The 21,768-nt window shown below is 56.9% G+C and carries 14 protein-coding genes; 8 read left to right on the forward strand and 6 right to left on the reverse strand.

The features are described from left to right. Window positions 1–328 precede the first annotated feature (328 nt). Genes G7069_RS04965 through G7069_RS04975 form a run of 3 tightly spaced genes read right to left on the reverse strand, consistent with a single transcriptional unit; the run spans window position 329 to window position 5,564 of the window. On the reverse strand, window positions 329–3,850 hold the full coding sequence (locus tag G7069_RS04965; RefSeq protein ID WP_166294921.1) for a DEAD/DEAH box helicase: 3,522 nt from the start codon (window positions 3,848–3,850) through the stop codon (window positions 329–331). Further along, the gene (locus G7069_RS04970) at window positions 3,834–4,613 is read right to left on the reverse strand and encodes a DUF1837 domain-containing protein (protein WP_166294923.1); all 780 of its coding nucleotides are present in this window, start codon (window positions 4,611–4,613) and stop codon (window positions 3,834–3,836) included. The genes G7069_RS04965 and G7069_RS04970 overlap by 17 nt, the downstream gene beginning before the upstream one ends. 6 nt (window positions 4,614–4,619) lie before the next feature. Further along, on the reverse strand, window positions 4,620–5,564 hold the full coding sequence (locus G7069_RS04975; protein WP_166294925.1) for a restriction endonuclease: 945 nt from the start codon (window positions 5,562–5,564) through the stop codon (window positions 4,620–4,622). An 810-nt stretch (window positions 5,565–6,374) separates the two neighbouring features. Here G7069_RS04975 and G7069_RS04980 point away from each other — a divergent pair. Genes G7069_RS04980 through G7069_RS04995 form a run of 4 tightly spaced genes read left to right on the forward strand, consistent with a single transcriptional unit; the run spans window position 6,375 to window position 13,286 of the window. After that, the gene (locus G7069_RS04980) at window positions 6,375–9,389 is read left to right on the forward strand and encodes a type I restriction endonuclease subunit R (protein WP_166294927.1); all 3,015 of its coding nucleotides are present in this window, start codon (window positions 6,375–6,377) and stop codon (window positions 9,387–9,389) included. Continuing rightward, window positions 9,389–10,663, forward strand: a complete 1,275-nt coding sequence (locus G7069_RS04985) for a restriction endonuclease subunit S (protein WP_166294929.1) — start codon at window positions 9,389–9,391, stop codon at window positions 10,661–10,663. Before G7069_RS04980 ends, G7069_RS04985 begins: the two co-directional genes overlap by 1 nt. Continuing rightward, entirely contained in the window at window positions 10,660–11,670 is a 1,011-nt protein-coding gene (locus G7069_RS04990; RefSeq protein ID WP_166294931.1) for a virulence RhuM family protein, read from the forward strand. The genes G7069_RS04985 and G7069_RS04990 overlap by 4 nt, the downstream gene beginning before the upstream one ends. After that, a complete protein-coding gene (locus G7069_RS04995; protein WP_166294933.1) occupies window positions 11,667–13,286 on the forward strand; it encodes a type I restriction-modification system subunit M in 1,620 nt (539 codons plus the stop codon). The genes G7069_RS04990 and G7069_RS04995 overlap by 4 nt, the downstream gene beginning before the upstream one ends. Before the next feature lie 58 nt (window positions 13,287–13,344). Here G7069_RS04995 and G7069_RS05000 read toward each other — a convergent pair whose 3' ends face one another. Next, on the reverse strand, window positions 13,345–14,820 hold the full coding sequence (locus tag G7069_RS05000; protein WP_166294935.1) for a hypothetical protein: 1,476 nt from the start codon (window positions 14,818–14,820) through the stop codon (window positions 13,345–13,347). 209 nt (window positions 14,821–15,029) lie between these two features. Between G7069_RS05000 and G7069_RS05005 the strand changes: the two genes are divergently transcribed. Next, entirely contained in the window at window positions 15,030–15,857 is an 828-nt protein-coding gene (locus G7069_RS05005) for an aminoglycoside phosphotransferase family protein (protein WP_166294937.1), read from the forward strand. A gap of 11 nt (window positions 15,858–15,868) precedes the next feature. On the opposite strand, the gene G7069_RS05010 is transcribed toward G7069_RS05005, so the two are convergent. Beyond that, entirely contained in the window at window positions 15,869–17,425 is a 1,557-nt protein-coding gene (locus G7069_RS05010) for a phospholipase D family protein (RefSeq protein ID WP_166294939.1), read from the reverse strand. 276 nt (window positions 17,426–17,701) lie between these two features. Here G7069_RS05010 and G7069_RS05015 point away from each other — a divergent pair, with 276 nt between their 5' ends. From G7069_RS05015 to G7069_RS05025, 3 genes are read left to right on the forward strand one after another with little or no spacing between them, the layout of a single operon-like run. Then, window positions 17,702–19,120 (forward strand): cytochrome ubiquinol oxidase subunit I, encoded by a 1,419-nt coding sequence (locus tag G7069_RS05015; protein WP_166294941.1) that lies wholly within the window; start codon window positions 17,702–17,704, stop codon window positions 19,118–19,120. 15 nt (window positions 19,121–19,135) lie between these two features. Continuing rightward, complete coding sequence (cydB, locus tag G7069_RS05020; RefSeq protein WP_166294944.1) at window positions 19,136–20,143, forward strand: cytochrome d ubiquinol oxidase subunit II; 1,008 nt, start codon at window positions 19,136–19,138, stop codon at window positions 20,141–20,143. A 1-nt stretch (window position 20,144) separates the two neighbouring features. Beyond that, on the forward strand, window positions 20,145–20,300 hold the full coding sequence (locus tag G7069_RS05025) for a DUF2474 domain-containing protein (protein ID WP_166294946.1): 156 nt from the start codon (window positions 20,145–20,147) through the stop codon (window positions 20,298–20,300). An 8-nt stretch (window positions 20,301–20,308) separates the two neighbouring features. Here the strand turns inward: G7069_RS05025 and G7069_RS10615 are convergent, their stop codons facing one another. After that, the gene (locus G7069_RS10615; protein WP_205758757.1) at window positions 20,309–21,706 is read right to left on the reverse strand and encodes a M20/M25/M40 family metallo-hydrolase; all 1,398 of its coding nucleotides are present in this window, start codon (window positions 21,704–21,706) and stop codon (window positions 20,309–20,311) included. Window positions 21,707–21,768: the final 62 nt, after the last annotated feature.

The following is a 21,768-nucleotide window of genomic DNA, read 5'->3' on the forward strand; positions in this document are numbered from 1 at the left end:
TCCTTTGGTTCCAGGTTCGAGTCCTGGTGGGCCCACCAAATTCGACGATATGGCGCTCCGTCTGACTTCATTCGAATAAAACCAAATTGTTATACATGTTTTCAGAACGTGTATAGAAAACGGCGAAATGTATATATGTGATGTTGGATCTGTCTAAGAAAACGGACTTCTTGAATAGATCGGCGTCGATCTACGCTCCAAGTCCGCTACAAGCGAGCCTGTCGAGCTAACGGCGGAAAAGCAACGCTGTTGCGAAAGGTGGCTTTTGACCCAAGCGATCATCGAGCAATGCATTCCACTGAGACCAGTGGCGCCGGGAAATTGGCTACTATGAATCTGCCAGATCGTCGGGACCAAGATATACGATGTGGATATCGCGGACGTCCTGAGCCAATTGTGCGCGAAGCATGCCGCCTCGATGGGGATTGAGTGCGGCCCGAACGGTGCCTAGTGGAGTTCCGTCTGGAGACAGCACCCAAGACTGGCCTGCCCACTGGTGTATCTGGACGACCGAGCCGGGCGGCGCGGGCGCAGCCATCCACGTGATGCTGCCCCGATAGTGCCGAGCCGCCCAAATGTGCTCCTCGCTCGGCGTGAAGCGCTGGACAAAATCCATCCAAATCGGACGGGTCTCTCTAGTTGGCCAGTCCGCATGTGCACTCCAAGTGGCGACTTCCTCTGTATTCAGCCATTGCCGCAGCTCGTTTCCGGTTGCGAATGTCGCGCCTGTATCCGTGACCGCTTTGATTGCAGCGAGCCGCGAATTGAAGCCGGCTTGGATGAGGATTGACGCGGAGCGGTTGAGCGTGCCGGTAACGATCGCGGGCACCGCAAGGCCAAGTTCATAGTCTTCTAGACCTAGGCCATCTACGTCTACCACATCGCCATTTGCGATCGCGCGGACCCTAATCGCCTCCATTGCCCATGGCAGCCGGTAAATGAGGCTTCCTTCAACAAACTGAAGCATTTTGCTTGGCTGATCCCCGCCCAGCGCGGCAAGTGGCTCGCCCAGCACCCAAGCCCGCAGGATGTCGCGCCAGTTTGCGGGGAACGGGTCGGGTATAAAGGGATAGATGGTGAATACCCGCTCAGCAAGATTTGTGAGAGCAGTGATCGCAGCATCGGCGTCACCCTCAAGAATCGCGCCATTGGCCTGGACCAGAAGTAAGTTGACCTCGGCGGCAATGGCGTCGAGGGCGTGACCCGTGGTCAAACCTACGCCTGCAAGAAAGTAGCCGCGGCGTTGAGCGGCGGTTGACTGATTCCAGATCAGCCGGCTACGGGAAAGGAGACCTGCCTTCAACAACTGTTGGAGCTGATCGTCCAGACGCTCCAGGCGTCTCTGCCACAGAGAAGATCGGAGAATGTTGTCCAAGGCAGCCTCAATCCCTTCATCGGGAACATCGTTCTCGCCGATGAGGCTGAGAATGGCTGTATCGAGCGTCGAAACGTGCCTTTCCCAATCCGCCAGGGCGCGATCCCGGTCATTTCGATCTTCGTTTTCAAGCTCGGGAAAGGACCAGGCGGCGGCGTTGTTGACGACATAATCAACGAGCTGATTCGCGTCCCCGTCGACGCGCGCTCGCATCCGCTTCAGCAGCGTAACGACCAATAGAACGAGACCGCTCTCCATCTCGCGCGCGCCAACGTCGCTGATGAGCGTTTCCCAGTTCCGCCGCTTCGTGCGGATGTCGTCAAACATGGGGAAGAGGACTATGCCCTCAATGTCGACATAGGCCCGTCCGGCGCGCCCGATGACGTTCTTGAACTCGCTGACCGCAATCGGCTTACCGGCGCGATGTAGGGAATACATGATGACGGCTGTCGCCGACAGATTGAGGCCTTGGGCAAGAGTTGGCGAAGAGATCGTGACCTTGAGGACGTTTTCGCGTAGCAGACGCTCGACTTCCTTGCGATAGGCCGTCGGAAGCGCGCCATGGTGAAGGGCAACCCCAAGGCGCAGGCATTTGAGGATGGGGCTGCCGGCGCCTAGCCATTCCTCGCCCAGCGCGATCGCGGTATTCAGTACGTCCGGATCGGCCGCAAGCAGCGAGACCAAGGCGCCGCGCTCATGTAGATCGACGATAACGTCGGCGAACGGTTCAACGCTGCGCCGCTCAGGGCAAAAGACAAGGACGGTCTGGCCGTCATCGACTAACCGCCACGCGGTGGCGAGGCAGAGTTCGCGCTGGTCTTTGGGGAATAGCTGGGTGCGTTGGCGCTTAGGTGGATTCCAATTTGGAGGTGCGGCGCCGCTAAGGAACCGTTGAACCCAAGGACGTTCGTCTCCTACCCTGAGGTTGAGTCGGGCGGTTGGTGACGTCCAAACCACCTCACCGAAGCGCAGGCGGGTTGGTCGCCAGTCATTCTTGATCAGCCCGCCAGGATGATCACGGCGCAGCCAAGCGGCGAAGTCGTCGAGTTGGTCCCCATCGGGAAGGATGGCCGATAAGCAGACGATTCGGCGTTCACTAGCATCGGCACGACGCAATAGCCGTTGAATCTGCACTTCGTAACGAACTTCACGTTCATTGAGGCCAATCATGTGCCCTTCATCAAAGATTAGAAGACCAACGTCGTCGAGCAGAGAAGGATCGTTACGGAGCGCGAAGTCTAGCTTCTCCGGAGTTGCAACCACGATGTCGCGCTCGCGAATCGCGTCTTCATCAAAGCCGGTGGCGCCGATGCTGCCGTAGAGGGCGGAGATGGTCTTGCCGAGCGGGCCGAAGGTTCGCTGGAGCGTCGCTTCAGTCTGAGCCGAGAGCGCGCGCAGTGGCGTAACAAACACCACCCTTTTGCCTCCCGCGAGGCAACGCAGGATACACAGTTCTGCAATTCGCGTCTTGCCGGCGCTTGTCGGCAGCGATACGACTAAGTCGTCGGACTGATCGACGGCGCGGGCGGCCGCCTCTATCTGTGATGGCCAAAGGTCGATCTCGGCCCTATCGCGACGCTGCAACTGCGCGATGAACAGTTCGCGCAATTGCAGCCAGTCCGACGCCGGTCCTCCGGCGTGCTGCAGCGGAACCTGTTCATGTAAAGTGCTCGACCATAAGTCCGACAGAAGATGGATGGCAACACGATGCGCCCACCATTGCGGCAGCATGTTCATCTCGCCGCAGATCGCCAAACTCACACGCAGCCGTTCGAGCGCCTGATCAACCAGTTCTCGCTCGCCACGCTCGAGCGCAAGCAGATAAAGTGACATTGCAGCCATGAATGTGTCGGTGAGCGCGGTAATCAGGCCGTCGAAAAGGAAGTCGTCACCACCGGCATCCGGAGGCTCGGCAGCTACCTCTACTTGCTCGAGGTGGGACTGCATTTCAGAAGCAATCCGCTCATCTCTACCTTGACCGGAGGTCCGGTAGTCAAGGACGCTGCTGCGCAAAGCAGCGAAATTCCGCAGCATTAACTGAGCCAGCGCTCGCTCGATCAGTGAGAAATTCTCATCTGCCTCGACAATTGCGAGAAGCGAATAAGCTCTTGCTGACAGGTGGGCGAGATGATAAGCGGCTGCGGCCATGACGAAGTGGAAATCGCGATCAGACTCCTGTCGGTTACCCTTTGCTATCACCGCCTCAAGAGATGCCGCTGCAAGTTCGAATGCCGCGCGAGCCTCATTCTGATCGCCGCCCACCTCACGAAGACGCAGGCCTAGGCCGAGCAGGGCATAGGCATAGCTATGCAGGTCGTAGCTAAGCTGCGGTGCAAAGTCTGGCGCGTCGAGTGGCAGTGTGCCGTCACGCCAAATGATCGCGCGGGCCTGCCCGCGAGCAACCAGTTGGCCACGAAAGCCGGCGACCGTCGCCTCAGCGATATTTGCGGCGATAGCCTCAGGAGTTGTTGGCATTTGCGATCACTCGATCGTAGACCGCGCCGATAAATTCGGCATGGCCTTCCACGCGAAGTCCGATACCCCATTGAGTGATAGGGCCGGAATACGCTTGCAGGGAAGCGGTTAGCAATGCGTCTGGGGCATTGCCTGAGAATGTGAAAAGCAGATGCCGAACACTCTGCGGCGGGACGCCATGCTTGAGCAGCGCGTCGTCGATTGAATCGGCCAGCGGCTGATTGCCAAGTTCGAGGAGACGTGCGGAAATAAAGTGCAGTGCGTGGGCTGAGGGCAATCCTCCATCTTTGTCCAGACCGGCGCGCGCCTCGGTCAGGACTTGCGCGGACAAACGGACGCGGCTCTTCGCCTCAGTCTTCAGGAACTGAAGACGATGAGTTTGTGGGTCTTGGAAGATGCCGATTACGTCATCACCCCGCATTGCCATGTTGCGATGATCTTTCCATCGCAGTCGTTTGATGGGCGCGCGGTAGCCGCCGCTATGAGCGTCTATCCATTCCGCCGCGTAGATTTCAGCGAGGTCGCCGGAGCGGATCTGCTTAGTCGTGGGCAGCAGACTCTCGATCTGGGCGGCGGCCGCTTGCTTGCCAAGTCGCGCGAGTGCACGCGCGATCTGCTCCGCCGAGGCGTAATGCGTAGGCACGACAGCCGCCGTCGCCTGAATGCCGACCCCTAGGTTGGAGGTCTGTCCTGTTATGACTCGCAGGCGATTGTTACCCACCGGCGCTTCAACCGAAATGCACCAATCATCGAACTGCGCCATCGTCTTTCATTCCTGCCAGTTAGGGAAAAGGTCGCGTATGCGGATGAAGGGTGCGCCGGTTTCTGCTGCGCGACGGACTTTGCGCTCGAGGACCTGAGTAAGAGGGATTTCACGGTTGAGCATTTCGTATAGATCGAGACCATCCATGCAGATGACCCTTTTTCCGCGTCCAAAAGCGGCGAGGCCATCTTCAGTGAAGCCACTATTGCTCACAAAAAGACCGCGGGTCCAGGCCGCCTTTTGTTCGATCTTGCCATGGAAGGTGTGCAGCTCAGAGACGCCGATCGGCGGCCCGTGCCATTTGGCCTCTAGCAGATAAATCTCGCTCGCGAGCTGAAAGCTGCCGTCGATCTGTTCACCGCGAAGCCGGAACGGCTCTTGTGCGGCTAGACCAAAGGCGTCGAACAGGCCTTTTAAGAAGCCCTCAAATGCATAGCCGCGAGCTTGCGGCGCCATCGCCGCTACGGCCAACAGATCCGCTTTGATCTTGGCGATAGTCGCGGGGTTTACGGGAGGAGGCTGTGGGCCCAATGAAGACCGCGACGGATTGGAGCCCCGCGTTAGGCGGGTGATCAAACCTTGGTAGCGGATCTGGGCATTCACGATCGGATCGACACTGCCGGAACGAGTCAGAAACTCGCTGCGATGCTCCCAGAGCGCTTCAAGGGTGCGAACGGCGGTCCAGTCATCACAGGTCTGAATGAAATGTCGGAGGCGCTTGCCCTTCGATCGGCCATTGACCGCGTATTTAGGATCGTCGATGTTGATCTTTAGTTCGGTGGCGAAGAAGTCCGAGAAGCTTCTGTCGGAAAAATCCAACACGAAGCCTGGTCCTCTGACGAATTCGACGAGGTCGTCAACTAAACGTAGGTCAATAGATCGAAGCGAGTTGATGATTCCCCCCTTCCCCGCAGGCAGCCGAAAGAGGCTGTCGATCGCCTCTTGAAGCATTTTGATCTTCGCATGATGCCATCGCGCGAAGGCGATGTCTCGTCAAAGATCAATAGAGTTCATCAGATACCCTCGCGCGCAAATCCTTGGCTCGCGTCTTTAAAAGCTGCGCTTGGCCGAATCCCGATGCTCGGCCAAAACCCAATTCCCCTTTGAAAGTGGGTTTTCGCAAACAGTTAGTTGAGGTGAAGCGGTTTCAACAACGCAGGTTTCCCGGTAACCATTCGTATATCAGAGGAAGCTATCCAGAAGAGGAGTCTCGACTCTCTGATAAATCTTCGGGTCAGAGGGTTAACGAAGCCGTCTCACTGACCAATCCATTGTTAGTCAACTGGGCCAAATTGCATCTGTATCCCAACATTGCAGGCGTTCAACATTCTGAGGTCTTTGCGCGGGAGCAGCGCTCATGGTGGAAACGAAAAGTCCCTTGATCAAATGATCCGCGTCAGGTGCACCTTAAGACAACGCTTGATCAATCTTTGTACGGGCGCTTTGAGGCGGCGTGCGTCTTGAACAGATACAGTGAGATTCCCTATCGTCCAGAGTCGCTTCGTAACCATGTGGGTCTAAAGCACTATTATTGATTATTTGGGCAAATCGAACGCCCGAAATGACGTTGGTATTCTGTCTTGCTGGACAGTCCGCGAGTTCTATGTGCATCGAATATCGACACTAAGCGTTTGATCGATTTTTCTAACCCATGGCCGAATGAACTGACGCCTCCGGCCAAACGCATCCCATCCGGTAGAATCGACTCCGTTGGCCAAACATTGAAACGTAGGGCGAGAATAAACAAGGGACGGAGTCGTCATGCGCGTCAAGGAATGCACAATCGAGCAAGAGCTGATTGAAAAGCTCGGCGACCTGAAATACACCTTGCGCGCTGACATCCGCGATCGAGCTGCGCTGGAACGCAACTTCCGCGAAAAGTTCGAGGCGCTGAACAACGTCACCCTCACCGACGCAGAGTTCCACCGTCTGCTAGATGAAATTGTCACGCCCGACGTGTTCAAAGCAGCGCAAACGCTGCGCAACCGCAACGCCCTCACTCGCGATGACGGAACGCCCCTGAATTACACGTTGGTGAACATCAACGATTGGTGCAAGAACGATTTTGAGGTTGCCAGTCAGTTGCGTATCAACACTGATTACAGTCATCACCGCTACGACGTAATCCTGCTCATCAATGGCGTGCCCGCCGTGCAGATCGAACTAAAAACACTGGGTATCACCCCGCGCCGCGCCATCGAGCAGATCGTCGAATACAAGAACGATGCCGGCAACGGCTACACCCGCACATTGCTTTGCTTCATACAACTTTTCATCGTCAGCAATCGCGACGCGACGTACTACTTTGCCAACAACAACACCCGTCATTTCGCCTTTAATGCGGACGAGCGCTTCCTGCCGATCTACCAGTACGCCGCACCGGACAACAGCAAGATCGGCGGCCTTGATGCTTTTGCCGATGCTTTCCTACCGAAGTGCACGCTAGGCCAGATGATCAGCCGCTACATGGTGCTGCTGGCGAGCGAACAGAAGCTGCTGATGATGCGGCCGTATCAAATCTACGCCGTGAAGAATATCGTCGAGTGCATCGATAAAAACCTAGGCAACGGCTATATCTGGCACACCACCGGCAGCGGAAAAACGCTCACCAGTTTCAAGGCATCAACTCTGCTCAAAGCCAATCCGGCAATCGAGAAGTGCTTGTTCGTGGTTGATCGCAAAGACCTCGATCGCCAGACCCGCGAAGAATTCAATCGCTTCCAAGAAGGCTGCGTGGAAGAGAACACCAACACCGGCGCGCTCGTGCGACGCATGTTGTCCGACGATGCCGCCGACAAGGTCATTGTATGCACTATCCAGAAACTGGGCTTGGCGTTGGACGGTGGCAGCACGCGTAACCAAAGTCGCGAGAAGCGCGGTCTCAACAGCCATGCCGAACAATTGGAAGTTCTGCGCGACAAGCGCATTGTCTTCATCTTCGACGAATGCCACCGCTCGCAGTTCGGAGAGAACCATCAAGCCATCAAGACGTTCTTCCCCAACGCCCAGTTGTTTGGTTTCACCGGTACGCCGATTTTCGAACAGAACGCCAGCTACAAGCGCATCGAGGGCGAGGAACAGACTTTAAAAACCACCGAAGACCTGTTCCAGAAGCCCCTGCACGAATACACGATCACCCACGCCATCGAGGATCGGAACGTCCTGCGTTTCCATGTCGATTACTTCAAGCCCGACGGCAAGCACCCGGTGAAGCCTGGCGAGCCACTTGCCAAGCGCGCCATAGTCGAGGCCATCCTAAACCGACACGATACGGCCACGGGCGGTCGCTGCTTCAATGCGCTACTAGCCACCGCGTCGATCAATGATGCCATTGAGTACATCACGCTGTTCAAAAGCGCGCAGGCTGAGAAGCAGCAATCAGATTCAAACTTTGTGCCGCTCAAAATCACTGCAGTGTTTTCACCGCCCGCTGACGTCAGCGCCGACGTGAAGCAGTTGCAAGAAGACTTGCCGCAGGAGCAGGCCGACAACAAGAAGAATCCCGAAGAAAAGAAGACCGCGCTGGCGGCCATCATCGCCGACTACAACGCTGCGTTCGGCACCAACCATCGTATCGAGGAGTTCGATGGCTACTACCAAGATGTGCAAAAGCGCATCAAGGATCAACAGTTCGCCAATGCCGACCTGCCAAGAAAAGGCCGCGAAAAGCTGGACATCGTGATCGTGGTGGACATGCTGCTCACCGGCTTCGACAGCAAGTATTTGAACACCCTGTACGTGGACAAGAACCTCAAGCACCACGGCCTGATCCAGGCGTTCAGCCGCACCAACCGCGTGCTCAACGACACGAAACCGTATGGCAACATCCTCGACTTCCGCGGCCAGCAGAAGGAAGTGGATGCCGCCATCGCGCTGTTCTCCGGCGTCAAGGCCGAACAGGCGCGCACCATCTGGCTAGTGGACACCGCACCGGTGGTGATCGAGAAGCTCAAGGAAGCGCGCGACCAGCTCGCCAGCTTCATGGCCTCGCAGGGCCTCAGCGGGAAACCCGAAGACATCGCCAACGTCAAGGGCGACGCCGCCCGCGCCGGCTTCGTCGAGCGCTTCAAACAGGTGCAGAAGCTGAAGACCCAGCTGGATCAGTACACCGATCTGGACGACGCACAGAAACAGCAGATCGAAACGATCCTGCCCCGTGATGAACACAACGCGTTCCGCGGCGCGTATCTGGAAACCGCGCAGCGCCTGCGCGCGCAGCAGGCCAAGCCGGACAGCAAGAAAAACGAGGACATCGACCAGCTCGATTTCGAGTTCGTGCTGTTCGCCTCCGCCACCATCGACTACGACTACATCATGAAGCTGGCGGCCGATATCTCCATGCAGCCGGCCGGCAAGGCCAGCATGAGCCGCGAGCAGTTGATCGGCCTGATCGCCGGCGATGCCAAGTTCATCGACGAGCGCGAGGAGATCAGCGAATACGTGCGCGGCCTCAAGGCCGGCGCCGGCCTGGACGAGGCCGCCATCCGCGCCGGCTACGAGGCCTTCAAGCAGGACAAGGCCGCCCGCGCGCTGGCCGCGGTGGCGGACACGCACGGCCTGCCGGTCGCCCGCCTGCAGGCCTTCGTCGAAGCCGTGCTGGCCCGCCGCATCTTCGACGGCGAGGCGCTGACCGCACTGCTGGCGCCACTGGAACTGGGCTGGAAGGCGCGCGCACAGAAGGAGGAGGCACTGATGCGCGACCTGATCCCGCTGCTGCGCAAGCGCGCCGGCGGGCGCGAGATCGCCGGGCTGAAGGCTTGGGAGGAGGCGCGGTGATGGCGAAGCAGGGTGCAGCGATGGTGACGCCGCGGTTGCGGTTTCCGGAGTTTCGGAAGGCAGATGCATGGGCGGAAAAACCGCTGAAAGAAATTTGCACCGTTAACCCACAAAACGACGGCTTGCCGGACTCGTTCATATACATCGATCTGGAATCCGTGGAAGGCGGAGTTCTCAAGTCAAGAAACCGTATCAAAAAGAAGTCGGCGCCAAGCAGGGCGCAAAGACTTCTCAGTAACGGCGATGTCATTTTTCAGGTGGTACGTCCCTATCAGCGGAACAATCTATTCGTCGATTTCCGTGATGCCGACGCCTATGTCGCGTCATCGGGGTACGCGCAGTTGCGAGCGAAGGGAAGCAAGCCCTTCCTTTACCAGCTCATTCACACCGATAGATTCGTGCAGAAGGTGATTGAGAAATGCACTGGGTCGAACTATCCAGCAATCAACTCGACAGATCTTGCTGAAGTTGCGTCATTCGCACCAGCGGGCGTCAAGGAACAACAAAAAATCGCCGACTGCCTGACGTCGCTGGACGAGGTGATTGCTGCGCAGGGGCGCATGGTGGAAGCGTTGAAGGTGCACAAGCGCAGCCTGATGCAGCAGCTGTTGCCCCGCGAAGGCGAAACCCGTCCCCGCCTCCGCTTCCCCGAGTTCCAAAGAGCTTTGACGTGGCAGCAAACGCCTCTCGGCGATCTGGTTGATCTCCTGTCCGGCTATCCGTTCGACGGTGCTGCGATTGTCGAGGATAGTTCCGGTGAGCGACTGATGCGGGGCATCAACATTACGGAAGGTGCCATTCGACACAGTGCCGAGATAGACAGGTATTACGTTGGCCCCATGAATGGCCTTGAGAAATTTCGATTGGCCAGAAATGACTTGGTCATCGGCATGGATGGATCGAAAGTCGGAAAGAACTCCGCGCTGATCGGAGACGAGGACGTAGGTGCGTTGCTCATCCAGCGAGTTGCTCGGCTTCGGGCTGAATCCGTAGCATTGATGGATTTCATTTTTCAGCAGATCCACTCGCCGAGGTTTCACGCTTATGTGGACCGCATTAATACAAGCTCTGGAATTCCACACATCAGCGCAAGGCAGATCAGGGAGTACCCAATTCATTCCACCGGCGAAGCGGAGCAACAACGAATCGCCGACTGCCTCTCCTCCCTCGACGTCCAGATCACCGCCGAATCCAACCAGCTCGCCGTCCTCGAAGCCCACAAGCGGGGCCTGATGCAGCAACTGTTCCCCGCGACGGAGGCAGTCGGCGCATGAGTGGCCTGATCCTCTACACCACCGAGGACGGCGCCAGCCGCATCCAGCTGCGTGCCGACGGCCAGACGGTCTGGCTGACGCAGGCCGAGATGGCGGAGCTGTTCGACGTCACCACCGAAAACATCCGCCAGCATCTGAAAAACATCTTTTCAGACAATGAGTTGGAGCCTGAACGAACTGCCAAGGATTCCTTGGTAGTTCAACAGGAGGGCGGGCGCGAGGTGCGCCGCCCGGCCACGGTCTACAACCTCGACGCCATACTGGCCGTCGGCTATCGCGTGCGCTCGCCGCGCGGGGTGCAGTTCCGGCGCTGGGCCAGCACCGCGCTCAAGGAATACCTACTCAAGGGATTCGTTTTGGATGACGAGCGCCTGAAGAACCCAGACGGTCGCCCAGATCACTTCGACGAGATGCTGGCGCGCATCCGCGACATCCGTGCCTCGGAAAAGCGCTTCTACCAGAAGGTGCGCGACCTGTTCGCGCTGAGCGTGGATTACGACAAGACCGACCGCGCCACCCAGGCCTTCTTCGCGACAGTGCAAAACCTATTGTTGTACGCAGTGACGCAGAAGACTGCGGCCGAACTGATCTTGGCGCGCGCGAACGCCGACGATCCGCACTTCGGCCTGCGCAGCTGGAGTGGCGGCCGCGTGCGCAAGCAGGACATCGTAGTCGCCAAGAATTACTTGGTCGAAGACGAAATCGACACCCTCAACCGGCTGGTGACGATCTTCCTAGAAACCGCTGAACTCCGGGCTAAGAACAGGCAGGACATTCCCATGCGCTTTTGGATGGAGAACGTAGGGCGCATTATCACGGCCAATGATTTTCCGTTGCTGGCGAACGCCGGCTCGGTCAGTCATGCGCAGATGGAAGCCCAAGCCATCGATCGCTACTTGGCTTTCGATCAGGAGCGCAAACAACGCGAAGCGCAGGCCGCCGATGCGGCTGACGAAGCCGAACTTTCGGCGCTGGAGAACAAGATCAAGAGACGCCTAAAGCCATGAACGACAAAGACCAGAAGCAACTCGGCAAGACCCTCTGGGCCATTGCCGACCAACTGCGCGGTGCAATGAACGCGGACGACTTCCGAGACTACATGCTGTCGTTCTTGTTCCTGCGCTATCTGTCATGGAATTATGAGGAAGCAGCGAAGAAAGAATTGGGCGCTGACTACCCAGACCCGAATGCCATCGGCAACGGCGGCAGAACGCCCCTGTCGGTGTGGTACGCGGACAACGCCGCAGACGTACCGGCGTTCGAGCAGCAGATGCGGCGCAAGGCGCACTACGTTATCCAGCCGCAGTATCTGTGGGGACATATCGTCCACTTGGCCAAGACCCAAAACGACGCGCTATTGGACACCTTGCAACAAGGGTTCAAGTACATCGAAGAAGAATCCTTCCAGAGCCACTTCCAGGGTCTGTTCTCGGAGATCAACCTCGCCTCGGACAAGCTGGGGCGCAAGTACGCCGATCGCAACGCAAAGTTGTGCGCGATCATCACCGAGATCGCCAAGGGCATCGCAGATTTTTCCACCGACGTCGATGCACTGGGCGACGCATACGAATATCTGATTGGCCAGTTCGCTGCCGGGTCTGGAAAAAAAGCCGGCGAGTTCTACACGCCGCAGCAAATCTCCAACATTCTCTCCGCGATCGTCACCTTGGACAGTCAAGAACCGAAAGCTGGCCCGCGTCGCTCGCTCCCCAGCGTTTTCGATTTCGCGTGCGGCTCAGGATCGCTGCTGCTCAATGTGCGCCATCAAATGAAGGCTGCTGGCGGCAGCATCGGCCGCATCTACGGCATGGAGAAGAACATCACCACGTACAACCTCGCGCGCATGAACATGTTGCTGCACGGGGTGAAAGACACCGAGTTCGAGATTTACCACGGCGACACTTTGACCAACGACTGGGATTTCTTGCGCGAGAACAACCCGGCGAAGAAACCGCAGTTCGATGCTGTGGTCGCGAATCCGCCTTTCAGCTATCGCTGGGAGCCGGGCGAGGCGATGGCCGATGACATGCGTTTCAAGAATCATGGTGTGGCGCCTAAGAGCGCGGCAGATTTCGCCTTCTTGTTGCACGGTCTGCATTACCTGAAAGACGACGGCGTAATGGCCATCATCCTGCCGCACGGCGTGCTGTTTCGCGGCGGCAAAGAGGCGGCTATCCGTACCAAGTTGCTTAAGGACGGTCACATCGACACGGTGATCGGTTTGCCGCCCAACTTGTTTTATTCCACCGGAATTCCGGTGTGCATATTGGTGCTGAAAAAATGTAAGAAGCCGGACGATGTGCTGTTCATCAATGCGGCAGATCACTTTACAAAAGGAAAGCGCCAGAACCAGCTAAATGACGCGCATATTGAGCGTATTGTCTCCACGTATCGCGTGCGCGAGGAGCAAGAGCGCTACTCACGTCGTGTGCCGATGCAAGAGATTATCGACAACGATTTCAATCTCAATATTTCGAGGTACGTCAGTACCGCTGAAAAGGAAGAAGAGATTGATCTTAGTGCGGTTCACGCTGATTTGGTGGCGATTGAGAAGCAGATTGTCGAAGCGAAGAAACGGCACAATGCATTTCTCGCGGAACTGGGGCTTCCTCCATTGCCTTGATCCCGGTGCAATTGCTGTTTGATCAAGTGGGCGCAAGCAAGGCATGCGCGAAAGATGTTCATTCTTCGGCGTCTTCTTTCTTAGTGTCTCTCAAAATCTCCTGAAACGCTTTCATCAGCCCAGCATCTGCCCAAGCCGTTGTCTCCAGCACATCACACGCAACCGCGCGCGGATCTTTTTTGCAAATCGCCGCCATTCGCGCCTCGGGCTGCTCTGTATCCACTTCCATGGACGCGCGCGCCAAGTTCTCACAACCCACACGAATATTCGCCTCGCAAAGTTTGACGTAGTTGTTCGCCGCACCTTCCCAATCACCCGTCAGCGCCAACTGATTGCCGCGCGTGTTGCAGCCTTGCAGTTTGCCGGCGGCACAGCAGGCGGTCGTATCTTCCGGCGTGAATCGCGGGCAATCCATGGCGAGCTGTGCTTCGCGATAGGCAATCGGTGGTGCGCAGCTGCGTGCGCTGCCTTCGGATGCGATGTACACATTGCCCATCGTGTAAGTGTCTGTGCCAATCAATACGTCACCCGCTTGACGCAAGATGAAGTCGCCGCCTTTATCGTGGCGAATCTTGATCGCGCCTTCGTCTAGCCTTGCGCTTAAATCTGATGCACCCAACACCTGCACACGACCCTTGTCCTTGAATAGCCACTCGCTATACAGGACGCTGTCTTTGTCCGTCGCAGCATAAAGTCCGCAGGGTATGGACTTAATTGGCGTGAATGACTTCGCATTTGCAAGCAACGCCCGTGTGCGTGGTAGACGTGCGCACGAAGCATCACTGCCGTCGATGCCGCACGTGTTGCCAAGCGTTGTCAGCCACGGACCAATTCGACCACCCGTGAGCAATGCGTCTGCAATGTCGCGACAACCTGCGGCCGAGCGCGAGCGAATACAGAGCTCAGGCAATCCATCTAACACCGCGGCAGGCAAAGGCTTCTCGGGTCCAAATACATCCGACATCGATTGAGCGAGCATTTGGCTGACGTAGCCGGCGATCGCATTCTCACAAGCCTTTGCATCGAAGCGCGGCGATTTGTCGTCGCACAGGGCTTTAACAGCTTCCGGCGGTTCGGCGATTGGACGTTCTGCGCGCGCGACTTCGCTGAGGTAACGCGAGCAACCGAATGCAAGGCCTTCTTCGCACACACGACGCAAGCGCGCCGCATTCGTTTCGGTGACAGACCATTGGCCACATGCAGCGAGATCGCGACGACACTCACCCGCTGGTGGCAACGCAGGCGGCTCGCCGCAGGGCAGGGTTGAGATGCGCGTGTACTCCGTGCCGGGTGTACCTGTGTCGTCAAGCTCAACCAAACGATTGCCCTGAATCAGATAGCTTTGAACCAAGCCTGTTTCTGCATGAAGCGTATACAGCGTGGTGTTCTTTTGCTGATACAGCCGGCTATCAGCGACCGTGTCGCCATAGGCAGTTTGCAAAACTTGCGCGTTCTGCAAAATCAATGACTGCGAATACGTCGGATCTGCAGAACGAAAGACGCCGCAGGCAAGCGGACCCGCACTCGCGCTCATCGATATGGCCCACAAGAGCAGCACCGCGAAAAACCGATAAAGACCCTGATGGCGCACGCGAACTCCCTTTCGACGAATAGTGAGGACGGCGCAATCAAAAATTGAACCGTCTCCAAGCGTTAGAAGTATCGCGTGTGATGTGCACAATGCCAAGTCAAGGGACGCCCTATGCTCGATGCTTGAAGATCCGAGAGATTTCCCGAACACGCATGTCCAAGCTGCAAGCATTCGAACCGTACCTCCGCAAATGGCAGGCTGAACCCGATGGCGAGCCCATTTCAACGCCTAGCAGTTGTCTCTTGCCCGTTACCGTCGATGGGCGGGCCGGCATGATCAAGCTCGCACGTCCAATTGAAGAACAACTGGGCGGGGCAGTGATGGAGTGGTGGGGCGGATATGGCGCCGCACCTGTGTACGCGCGAGACCCACAGACAGGCGCACTACTTATGGCGCGCGCAATGGGATCGAAGCATCTTCTGCGCATGGCACTCAGTGGCGCCGATGACGAAGCCACACAGATTGTGTGTCAAACCATTGCACAACTTCACGAAAAGCGCATCGAACCCGGGCCAAAAGGCTTGTATTCACTCGATCGCTCTTTTGAATCTCTAGCACCGATGGCAGTACGAGAAGGGGATTTGCTGGCGACCTGCCATGCGATTGCAACGGAACTGCTGAGCAGCCAGCGTGAGCGTGTGGTGCTGCATGGCGATGCGCACCATAGCAATATCTTGGACTTCAGCGAACGCGGTTGGTTAGCCATCGATCCCAAAGGTGTCATCGGCGAACGCTACTACGACTACGTCAATGTACTTTGCAATCCGGATCTTCCGACTTGTGTTGAACCAGCGCGTTTCGAACGTCAATTAGATCTGGTGTGTACGCATGCCAAGCTTCACCGCACGCGCCTTCTTCAATGGGTGATGGCGCACGCGGGATTGTCTGCCGCTTGGTTTCTCGAGGATGGCGAACGCGAAAAGGCCGATACAGAACTCTTGGTTGCTCGCCTTGCGAAATCGCAATTGGGATTGGACTGACCCGCGCGGTACTAAAGCTGCGATTCAATCGGAAGCCAACTCAGTACTTTCACCGTCCCGCGTTGTAGCGCCGTCGTGTCGGGTTCTTGATAGAGCAGCGTCTTAGGCTGGGTCGATGCATCGATCCACTCCAATCCACCTTGCGGACGCAAGCGCACCGAATAGCTCAAAGCGGGCGAAGACAGCCGCTGATATTCAAGCGCCAAGGCAGCACCAATCTGCGGATCATCAAACATCACACCCATTTCGGTATTCAACGCGGCCGAACGCATGTCGAGATTGAATGAGCCGATAAAACCGCGCCGACCATCAATCACAAAAGCCTTGGTATGCAAACTCGCACCACTACTGCCGAACAAGCCGGCCGTTTCGGTACGTCCACGGGCACGCAGTTCAAAAAGCTTGACGCCGCCTTGCAACAAGCGCGTTCGATAGTCGGCATAGCCACTGTGCACAGCGAGCACGTCATTCGCTGCAAGGGAATTGGTGACCACGCCAATGTCTTTGCCTTGGCTCGCGAGCGTCGCCAACTGTGAGGTTCCCGCATCACCCGGCACAAAGTAGGGCGAGATCAACGCCGCACTGTGTTGCGTGCTGCGAACGGTGTCGACGAGACGGCGCACCAGCCATTGATCCCGTTTGTCTTCTTTCCACTTCTGCGGCGGGTCCGATACCACCTGGACATTCGCACTCCAAATCGGGGTGCGAACACCAGACAAGAAGCCCGTGACACCCGGTGAACTATTCGTGCGCGACAAGTATTTATTGGCGGCCGTACCGCGCGCCAAGGCCGTCATCGCGGTCATCGTCGCTTCTGTTGCGGCGATCTCTTTCTTGTTGAGGGATGCCATCGGAACCACGGCGTCGTCATTCCAAAATCGGTCGAATACTTTCTCCGCATCGCCCACGGCGGGGCCGACAAGGAACGCATCGAGGTCGCGGAAGTTCGTTTCAAATGAGGTATCGAAGTACTCATCGCCGATATTGCGACCACCCACGACCGCGACGCGACCGTCGGCAATCCACGCTTTGTTATGCATGCGATGGTTCACGCGGAGGGCGCGGACGAGGGTTTCAAACACACGTCGTATGCCGCTGCGATTTCTAAACGCGTTGTAGATCCGAATCTCAACATTGGGGTGCTGATCCAACGCTTTCATCTGCGGATCGAGGCCATTGGCATTCATATCATCGACCAGAATGCGCACGCGCACGCCACGTTCGGCTGCGCGCCAAGCTTCGAGTGCCAACAACTGGCCGCTTAGATCGTCGTGCCACATGTAGTACTGCAGGTCGAGGCTGCGACCGGCAGCACGGGCAGACAACGCACGTGCCGCGAATGCATCGAGGCCGTCATTGAGCAAGATGACACCGCTTTGTCCCGGGTGGTTCCGAAGCACCGGCACAACTTGACGGTCCAGGTCGGTCGCGTTCTCCGCCAGTGCCAGGGCGTGAGAGGGTGCGCCAAGCGACTTTGGCATGAGCTTGTCGGCAAGAAGTGCGCCCAGGAAGACGAGGGCGAGCACGACGGCAAGCAATCCGAAAATGACTTTCAGCTTTTTCTTCATGAGTGGCTCTGGTCACACAGGCTTCTATTCTCACCGATTCGGTCGCATTTGGGCTTCAATCGGGCGTGCGGCGGCGCGTCGTGCTAGCCACATCGGCGCGCAAAGACGTTGCTAGCTTCTCCATTGGTCTTACAATAGGCATTGGTCTGTCTTTGTCATGCGACCTTAAGACGTAGTACGCAATTGATCGCGCCGTCGGGCTCGCTTCTATACAGCGTTGTCTCTTGAACGATGATCGCGCCGCGTTCCTCGTGCCGGTATTAGGAAGGTCTGTGTATGTTTGACCTCAGTCCGTTAGATCTTGCCCGTATCCAATTCGGGTTCACGATCTCTTTCCATATTATTTTTCCAGCCATCACGATTGGCCTCGCGGCATTTCTTGCCGTGCTTGAAGGGTTATGGCTTTGGAAGAAGGACGACACCTATCTAGAGCTCTACCATTTTTGGGCGAAGATCTTTGCCGTGAACTTCGCCATGGGCGTCGTGTCCGGTTTGGTCATGGCGTATCAGTTCGGTACGAACTGGAGTTTCTATTCGCAGTTCGCCGGTAGCATCACAGGGCCATTGTTGGCCTATGAAGTGCTCACGGCCTTCTTCCTTGAAGCGGGTTTCTTGGGCGTCATGTTGTTTGGCTGGAGCAAAGTCGGGCGCGGCCTGCACTTCTTCGCCACGATCATGGTGGCGCTCGGCACGATGGTGTCTGCAACGTGGATATTGGCATCGAACAGTTGGATGCAAACGCCGCAAGGCTTCGAGATCGTGAACGGCGTTGTTGTTCCGGTGGATTGGGTGGCTGTGATCTTCAATCCCTCGTTCCCATACCGTTTGGCGCACATGGTGACCGCGGCGATGCTCGCGACGGCATTGTTCGTCGGCGCGTCGGGTGCGTGGCATTTGTTGCGCGGTCATCGACAGCCCGCAATCAAACGCATGTTTTCGATGGCTTTGTGGATGGTCCTCTTCGTTGCGCCGCTGCAAATTTTCATCGGCGATCAGCACGGGTTGAATACGCTGAAATATCAGCCGGCCAAAATTGCCGCGATGGAAGGGCATTGGGAAAACACGCCCGGTGAAGGTGTGCCGCTGATTCTGTTCGGCATGCCCGACATGGCAGCAGAGACCACGCGCTACAAAGTTGAAATTCCGAATATGGCCAGCGTGATCTTGACGCACAGTGCGAAAGGCCAGTTCCCGGGGCTCAAAGACTTCGCACCCGAAGATCGCCCGAATTCTGCGATTGTGTTCTGGTCGTTCCGGGTGATGGTCGGCTTGGGCATGCTGATGGTGGTGTTGGCGCTGTATGCGGCTTGGTCGCGCGTTCGTGGTCGACTGTATGAAAGTCCGCTGCTCGCACGCTTTGCACTCGTGATGGGTCCCTCAGGTTTGATCGCCATGCTCGCCGGTTGGTACGTCACCGAAATCGGCCGACAACCTTGGGTCGTTTACGGTTTGATGCGAACCAAAGATGCGGTTTCGCATCATTCGGCGGCAACACTGTCAGTCGGCTTGGTGATTCTTGTGGTGATGTATGTCGTCATCTTCGGCTTGGGCATTGCCTACATGTTGAGACTGGTCAGACAAGGACCCGCGTCGTTGGGTGACCCCCTTGCACCGCATGGCCCCTCCATCAATCAGAGACCCGCGCGCCCCTTGTCGGCAGTGGACGAACCTCTGCCCAACAACGACACACCTTAAAAGGAGAGGCATGCGATGGGAATCGACCTCCCTCTGATTTGGTTCCTGATCATCGGCTTCAGCGTCATGATGTACGTGATCATGGATGGCTTTGATCTGGGCATTGGCATCTTGTTTCCGTTCATCTCTGATCGCGAAGATCGCGACACGATGGTCAACACGGTTGCACCCGTGTGGGATGGCAATGAAACCTGGTTGGTCTTGGGCGGTGCGGGCTTATTTGCCGCATTTCCTTTGGTCTATGCCGTGTTGCTCAGCGCGCTTTACATTCCGGTGCTGTTGTTCTTGGCAGGGCTCATCTTGCGTGGCGTGTCCTTTGAGTTTCGCTTCAAGGCGGATGAGACACACAAGCCGTACTGGGATAAAGCGTTCTTGTTCGGTTCGATCATCGCGGCGTTTTTCCAAGGCGTGATCTTGGGTGCCTTTATCGGCGGACACCAAGTCGTCGATGGTGTGGCCGTGGGTCATGCCATGAGTTGGCTGACACCGTTTAGCGTCTTCACGGGCGTCGGTGTTGTCGTTGCCTATGCGCTATTGGGCGCCACTTGGCTCATTCTGAAAACACACGGTGCGCTGCAGGTTCGGATGATCGCATTGGCGCGCCCGGTGTTGTTGGCCTTGCTCTGCGTCACCGCCATCGTGAGCATCTGGACACCGATGACGCATCCGGCGATCGCAGCGCGTTGGTTCGCGATGCCCAATCTTTTGTTCTTTGCACCCGTACCCGTGTTGGTGTTGGTCTCCGCATTCGCAATGCTGCGTTCATTGAAAGCTGAGCCGCATGCAGGCCCATTCTTATGGTCGCTGGTGGTGGTGTTCTTGGGCTATTCCGGCTTGGTCATCAGCATCTGGCCGCACATTCTCCCGCCGAACATTTCGATTTGGGAAGCCGCCGCACCGCCGCAGAGCTTAGGGTTTGCATTGGTGGGTGCACTGCTGATTATTCCCTGCATTCTTGGCTACACGGCGTGGTCGTACTACGTGTTCCGCGGCAAGGTGAAAGCAGGTGAGGGTTATCACTGAGATGGCAGACGCGCCAATAAAAACGGAGCGTCCGAAATGGCAGACGCTCCGTCGTGTGGGTTGGTTGGTTTTGATTTGGGCGTGTAGCGTGGCTGCCTTGGGTGTCGCAGCGTTAGGCATGCGATTGATCATGAGCCTCGCAGGTATGACGCGTTAGCTAAACCCTCAGGGTTTCTTGCCTTCACCCCAAGCCGGCACAAAGTCGGAACTCGCCAACCATTGAATCGGCTTGACCATCGAATCGATTGATCGCGTCATGTGCGCGAAATCAATTTTTCCAATTTCATCCGAGGCGTGATGGTAGTCCTTGTGCAAACCGTAGCTTGAGACGGTGTGCGCAATGATGCCCTGTCGTGCAAAGGTGTAGTTATCTGAGCGTTGGAAGAAGTTTTCCTCCGGATGCGGGTCGGCCACCAAACGTGCACCGCGCTTAGCCAGTTCTGCACCCAAATTCGAACGGTCATAACCGGTGAGCCACAAAGTTTGCGGCGGCACTTTGTCGTCTGGGCGACCCATCATTTCAAACTGCAAGTTGGCGACGAAATTTTCTTTCGGGAAGGGCAGGGTGTTCAAGAAATGCTTTGAACCGAAGCCGCCTGCCTCTTCGCTGCCAAAGCACACAAAGTAGATCGTGCGCTTGGGCTTGTTGCCTGCCGCCAAAGCGCGTGCAAGTTCCATCACCGCCACCGAACCAGACGCATCATCATCCGCACCATTGTTGATACGGTCTGCATCTTTTTCGTTCTTGCTGATGCCGAGGTGGTCCAAATGCGCGCTCAACACAATCGTTTGTGCGGCGAGCTTGGGATCACTGCCGGTGATCTTGCCGATGGCATTCCATGTTGAGGTGTCGGGCTGCTGCTTGAAGGTGGCGTTGAACGCAATCTCACTGCCATCTTTCATGCCTGATAGTGTCTTGCCGAGCGCGGCATCCACAAAGATCAAATTGCCTTGCTCGCCTGCCTCAACATCACGTTCGGCCAGCATCGCCCAGTTTTCAGTGATCTGCTTGTTGGCAGGAATGATGACGGTCTTCGTGCCACTTTGAATCAACGCACGATAGGCACCAAACACTTCGTTGAATTGCGCGTCTTCGCCCACGCTCAACAGCACGACGTTGCCGGCTTTGGCGGTTTCGCCCACTTTGAGTTTTTGCAAGGGGCCGCGCATGTCAGCGTCGGCCATGCGGAACGCCACCAAGTTCTGTTTCCAATTCACTTGCTTGGCGAGTGCACCGTCTGCCTTGAAAGCATCAACAACTTTCTTGCCCAGCACCGGCACGGTTTGCACGAAGCTCGTTTGGCCGATCGTGTCTTTGTCGCCGGCGGGCTCCAATCCGTATTGCATGAACTGCGAACCGATGTATTCGGCGGCAATGCGTTCGAACGGTGTGCCACTGCCGCGACCTTGCATTGCATCGCCGGCCAGGAAATACATTTCAGCGCGAACGTCGCGCTCTTTCACCGTAGCCGTCTGTTGCTTTTGCGGTGTTGCGGCCGCCAAGGGCAAGGCAATGACCAAGACGCAGGCCGATACGAGAGTTTTCAGTCGCTTGTTTTTCATGTGGTTCCCCAAGGCGGTGTATTGGCGCGTCGGCATCGAACCACGTTCGATCATCGACGCAC

The sequence above is a fragment of the Lysobacter sp. HDW10 genome, from assembly GCF_011300685.1.
Lineage (GTDB): Bacteria > Pseudomonadota > Gammaproteobacteria > Xanthomonadales > Xanthomonadaceae > Solilutibacter.

Excerpts from the sequence above, each read along its gene's own strand:
- G7069_RS05005 (WP_166294937.1), top strand. The coding sequence starts at position 15,030 with ATGTCCAAGCTGCAAGCATTCGAACCGTACCTCCGCAAATGGCAGGCT.
- G7069_RS05010 (WP_166294939.1), bottom strand. The coding sequence starts at position 17,425 with ATGAAGAAAAAGCTGAAAGTCATTTTCGGATTGCTTGCCGTCGTGCTC.
- cydB (WP_166294944.1), top strand. The coding sequence starts at position 19,136 with ATGGGAATCGACCTCCCTCTGATTTGGTTCCTGATCATCGGCTTCAGC.
- G7069_RS05015 (WP_166294941.1), top strand. The coding sequence starts at position 17,702 with ATGTTTGACCTCAGTCCGTTAGATCTTGCCCGTATCCAATTCGGGTTC.
- G7069_RS05000 (WP_166294935.1), bottom strand. The coding sequence starts at position 14,820 with ATGAGCGCGAGTGCGGGTCCGCTTGCCTGCGGCGTCTTTCGTTCTGCA.
- G7069_RS04965 (WP_166294921.1), bottom strand. The coding sequence starts at position 3,850 with ATGCCAACAACTCCTGAGGCTATCGCCGCAAATATCGCTGAGGCGACG.
- G7069_RS04980 (WP_166294927.1), top strand. The coding sequence starts at position 6,375 with ATGCGCGTCAAGGAATGCACAATCGAGCAAGAGCTGATTGAAAAGCTC.
- G7069_RS04975 (WP_166294925.1), bottom strand. The coding sequence starts at position 5,564 with ATGCTTCAAGAGGCGATCGACAGCCTCTTTCGGCTGCCTGCGGGGAAG.
- G7069_RS04990 (WP_166294931.1), top strand. The coding sequence starts at position 10,660 with ATGAGTGGCCTGATCCTCTACACCACCGAGGACGGCGCCAGCCGCATC.
- G7069_RS10615 (WP_205758757.1), bottom strand. The coding sequence starts at position 21,706 with ATGAAAAACAAGCGACTGAAAACTCTCGTATCGGCCTGCGTCTTGGTC.
- G7069_RS04985 (WP_166294929.1), top strand. The coding sequence starts at position 9,389 with ATGGCGAAGCAGGGTGCAGCGATGGTGACGCCGCGGTTGCGGTTTCCG.
- G7069_RS04995 (WP_166294933.1), top strand. The coding sequence starts at position 11,667 with ATGAACGACAAAGACCAGAAGCAACTCGGCAAGACCCTCTGGGCCATT.
- G7069_RS05025 (WP_166294946.1), top strand. The coding sequence starts at position 20,145 with ATGGCAGACGCGCCAATAAAAACGGAGCGTCCGAAATGGCAGACGCTC.
- G7069_RS04970 (WP_166294923.1), bottom strand. The coding sequence starts at position 4,613 with ATGGCGCAGTTCGATGATTGGTGCATTTCGGTTGAAGCGCCGGTGGGT.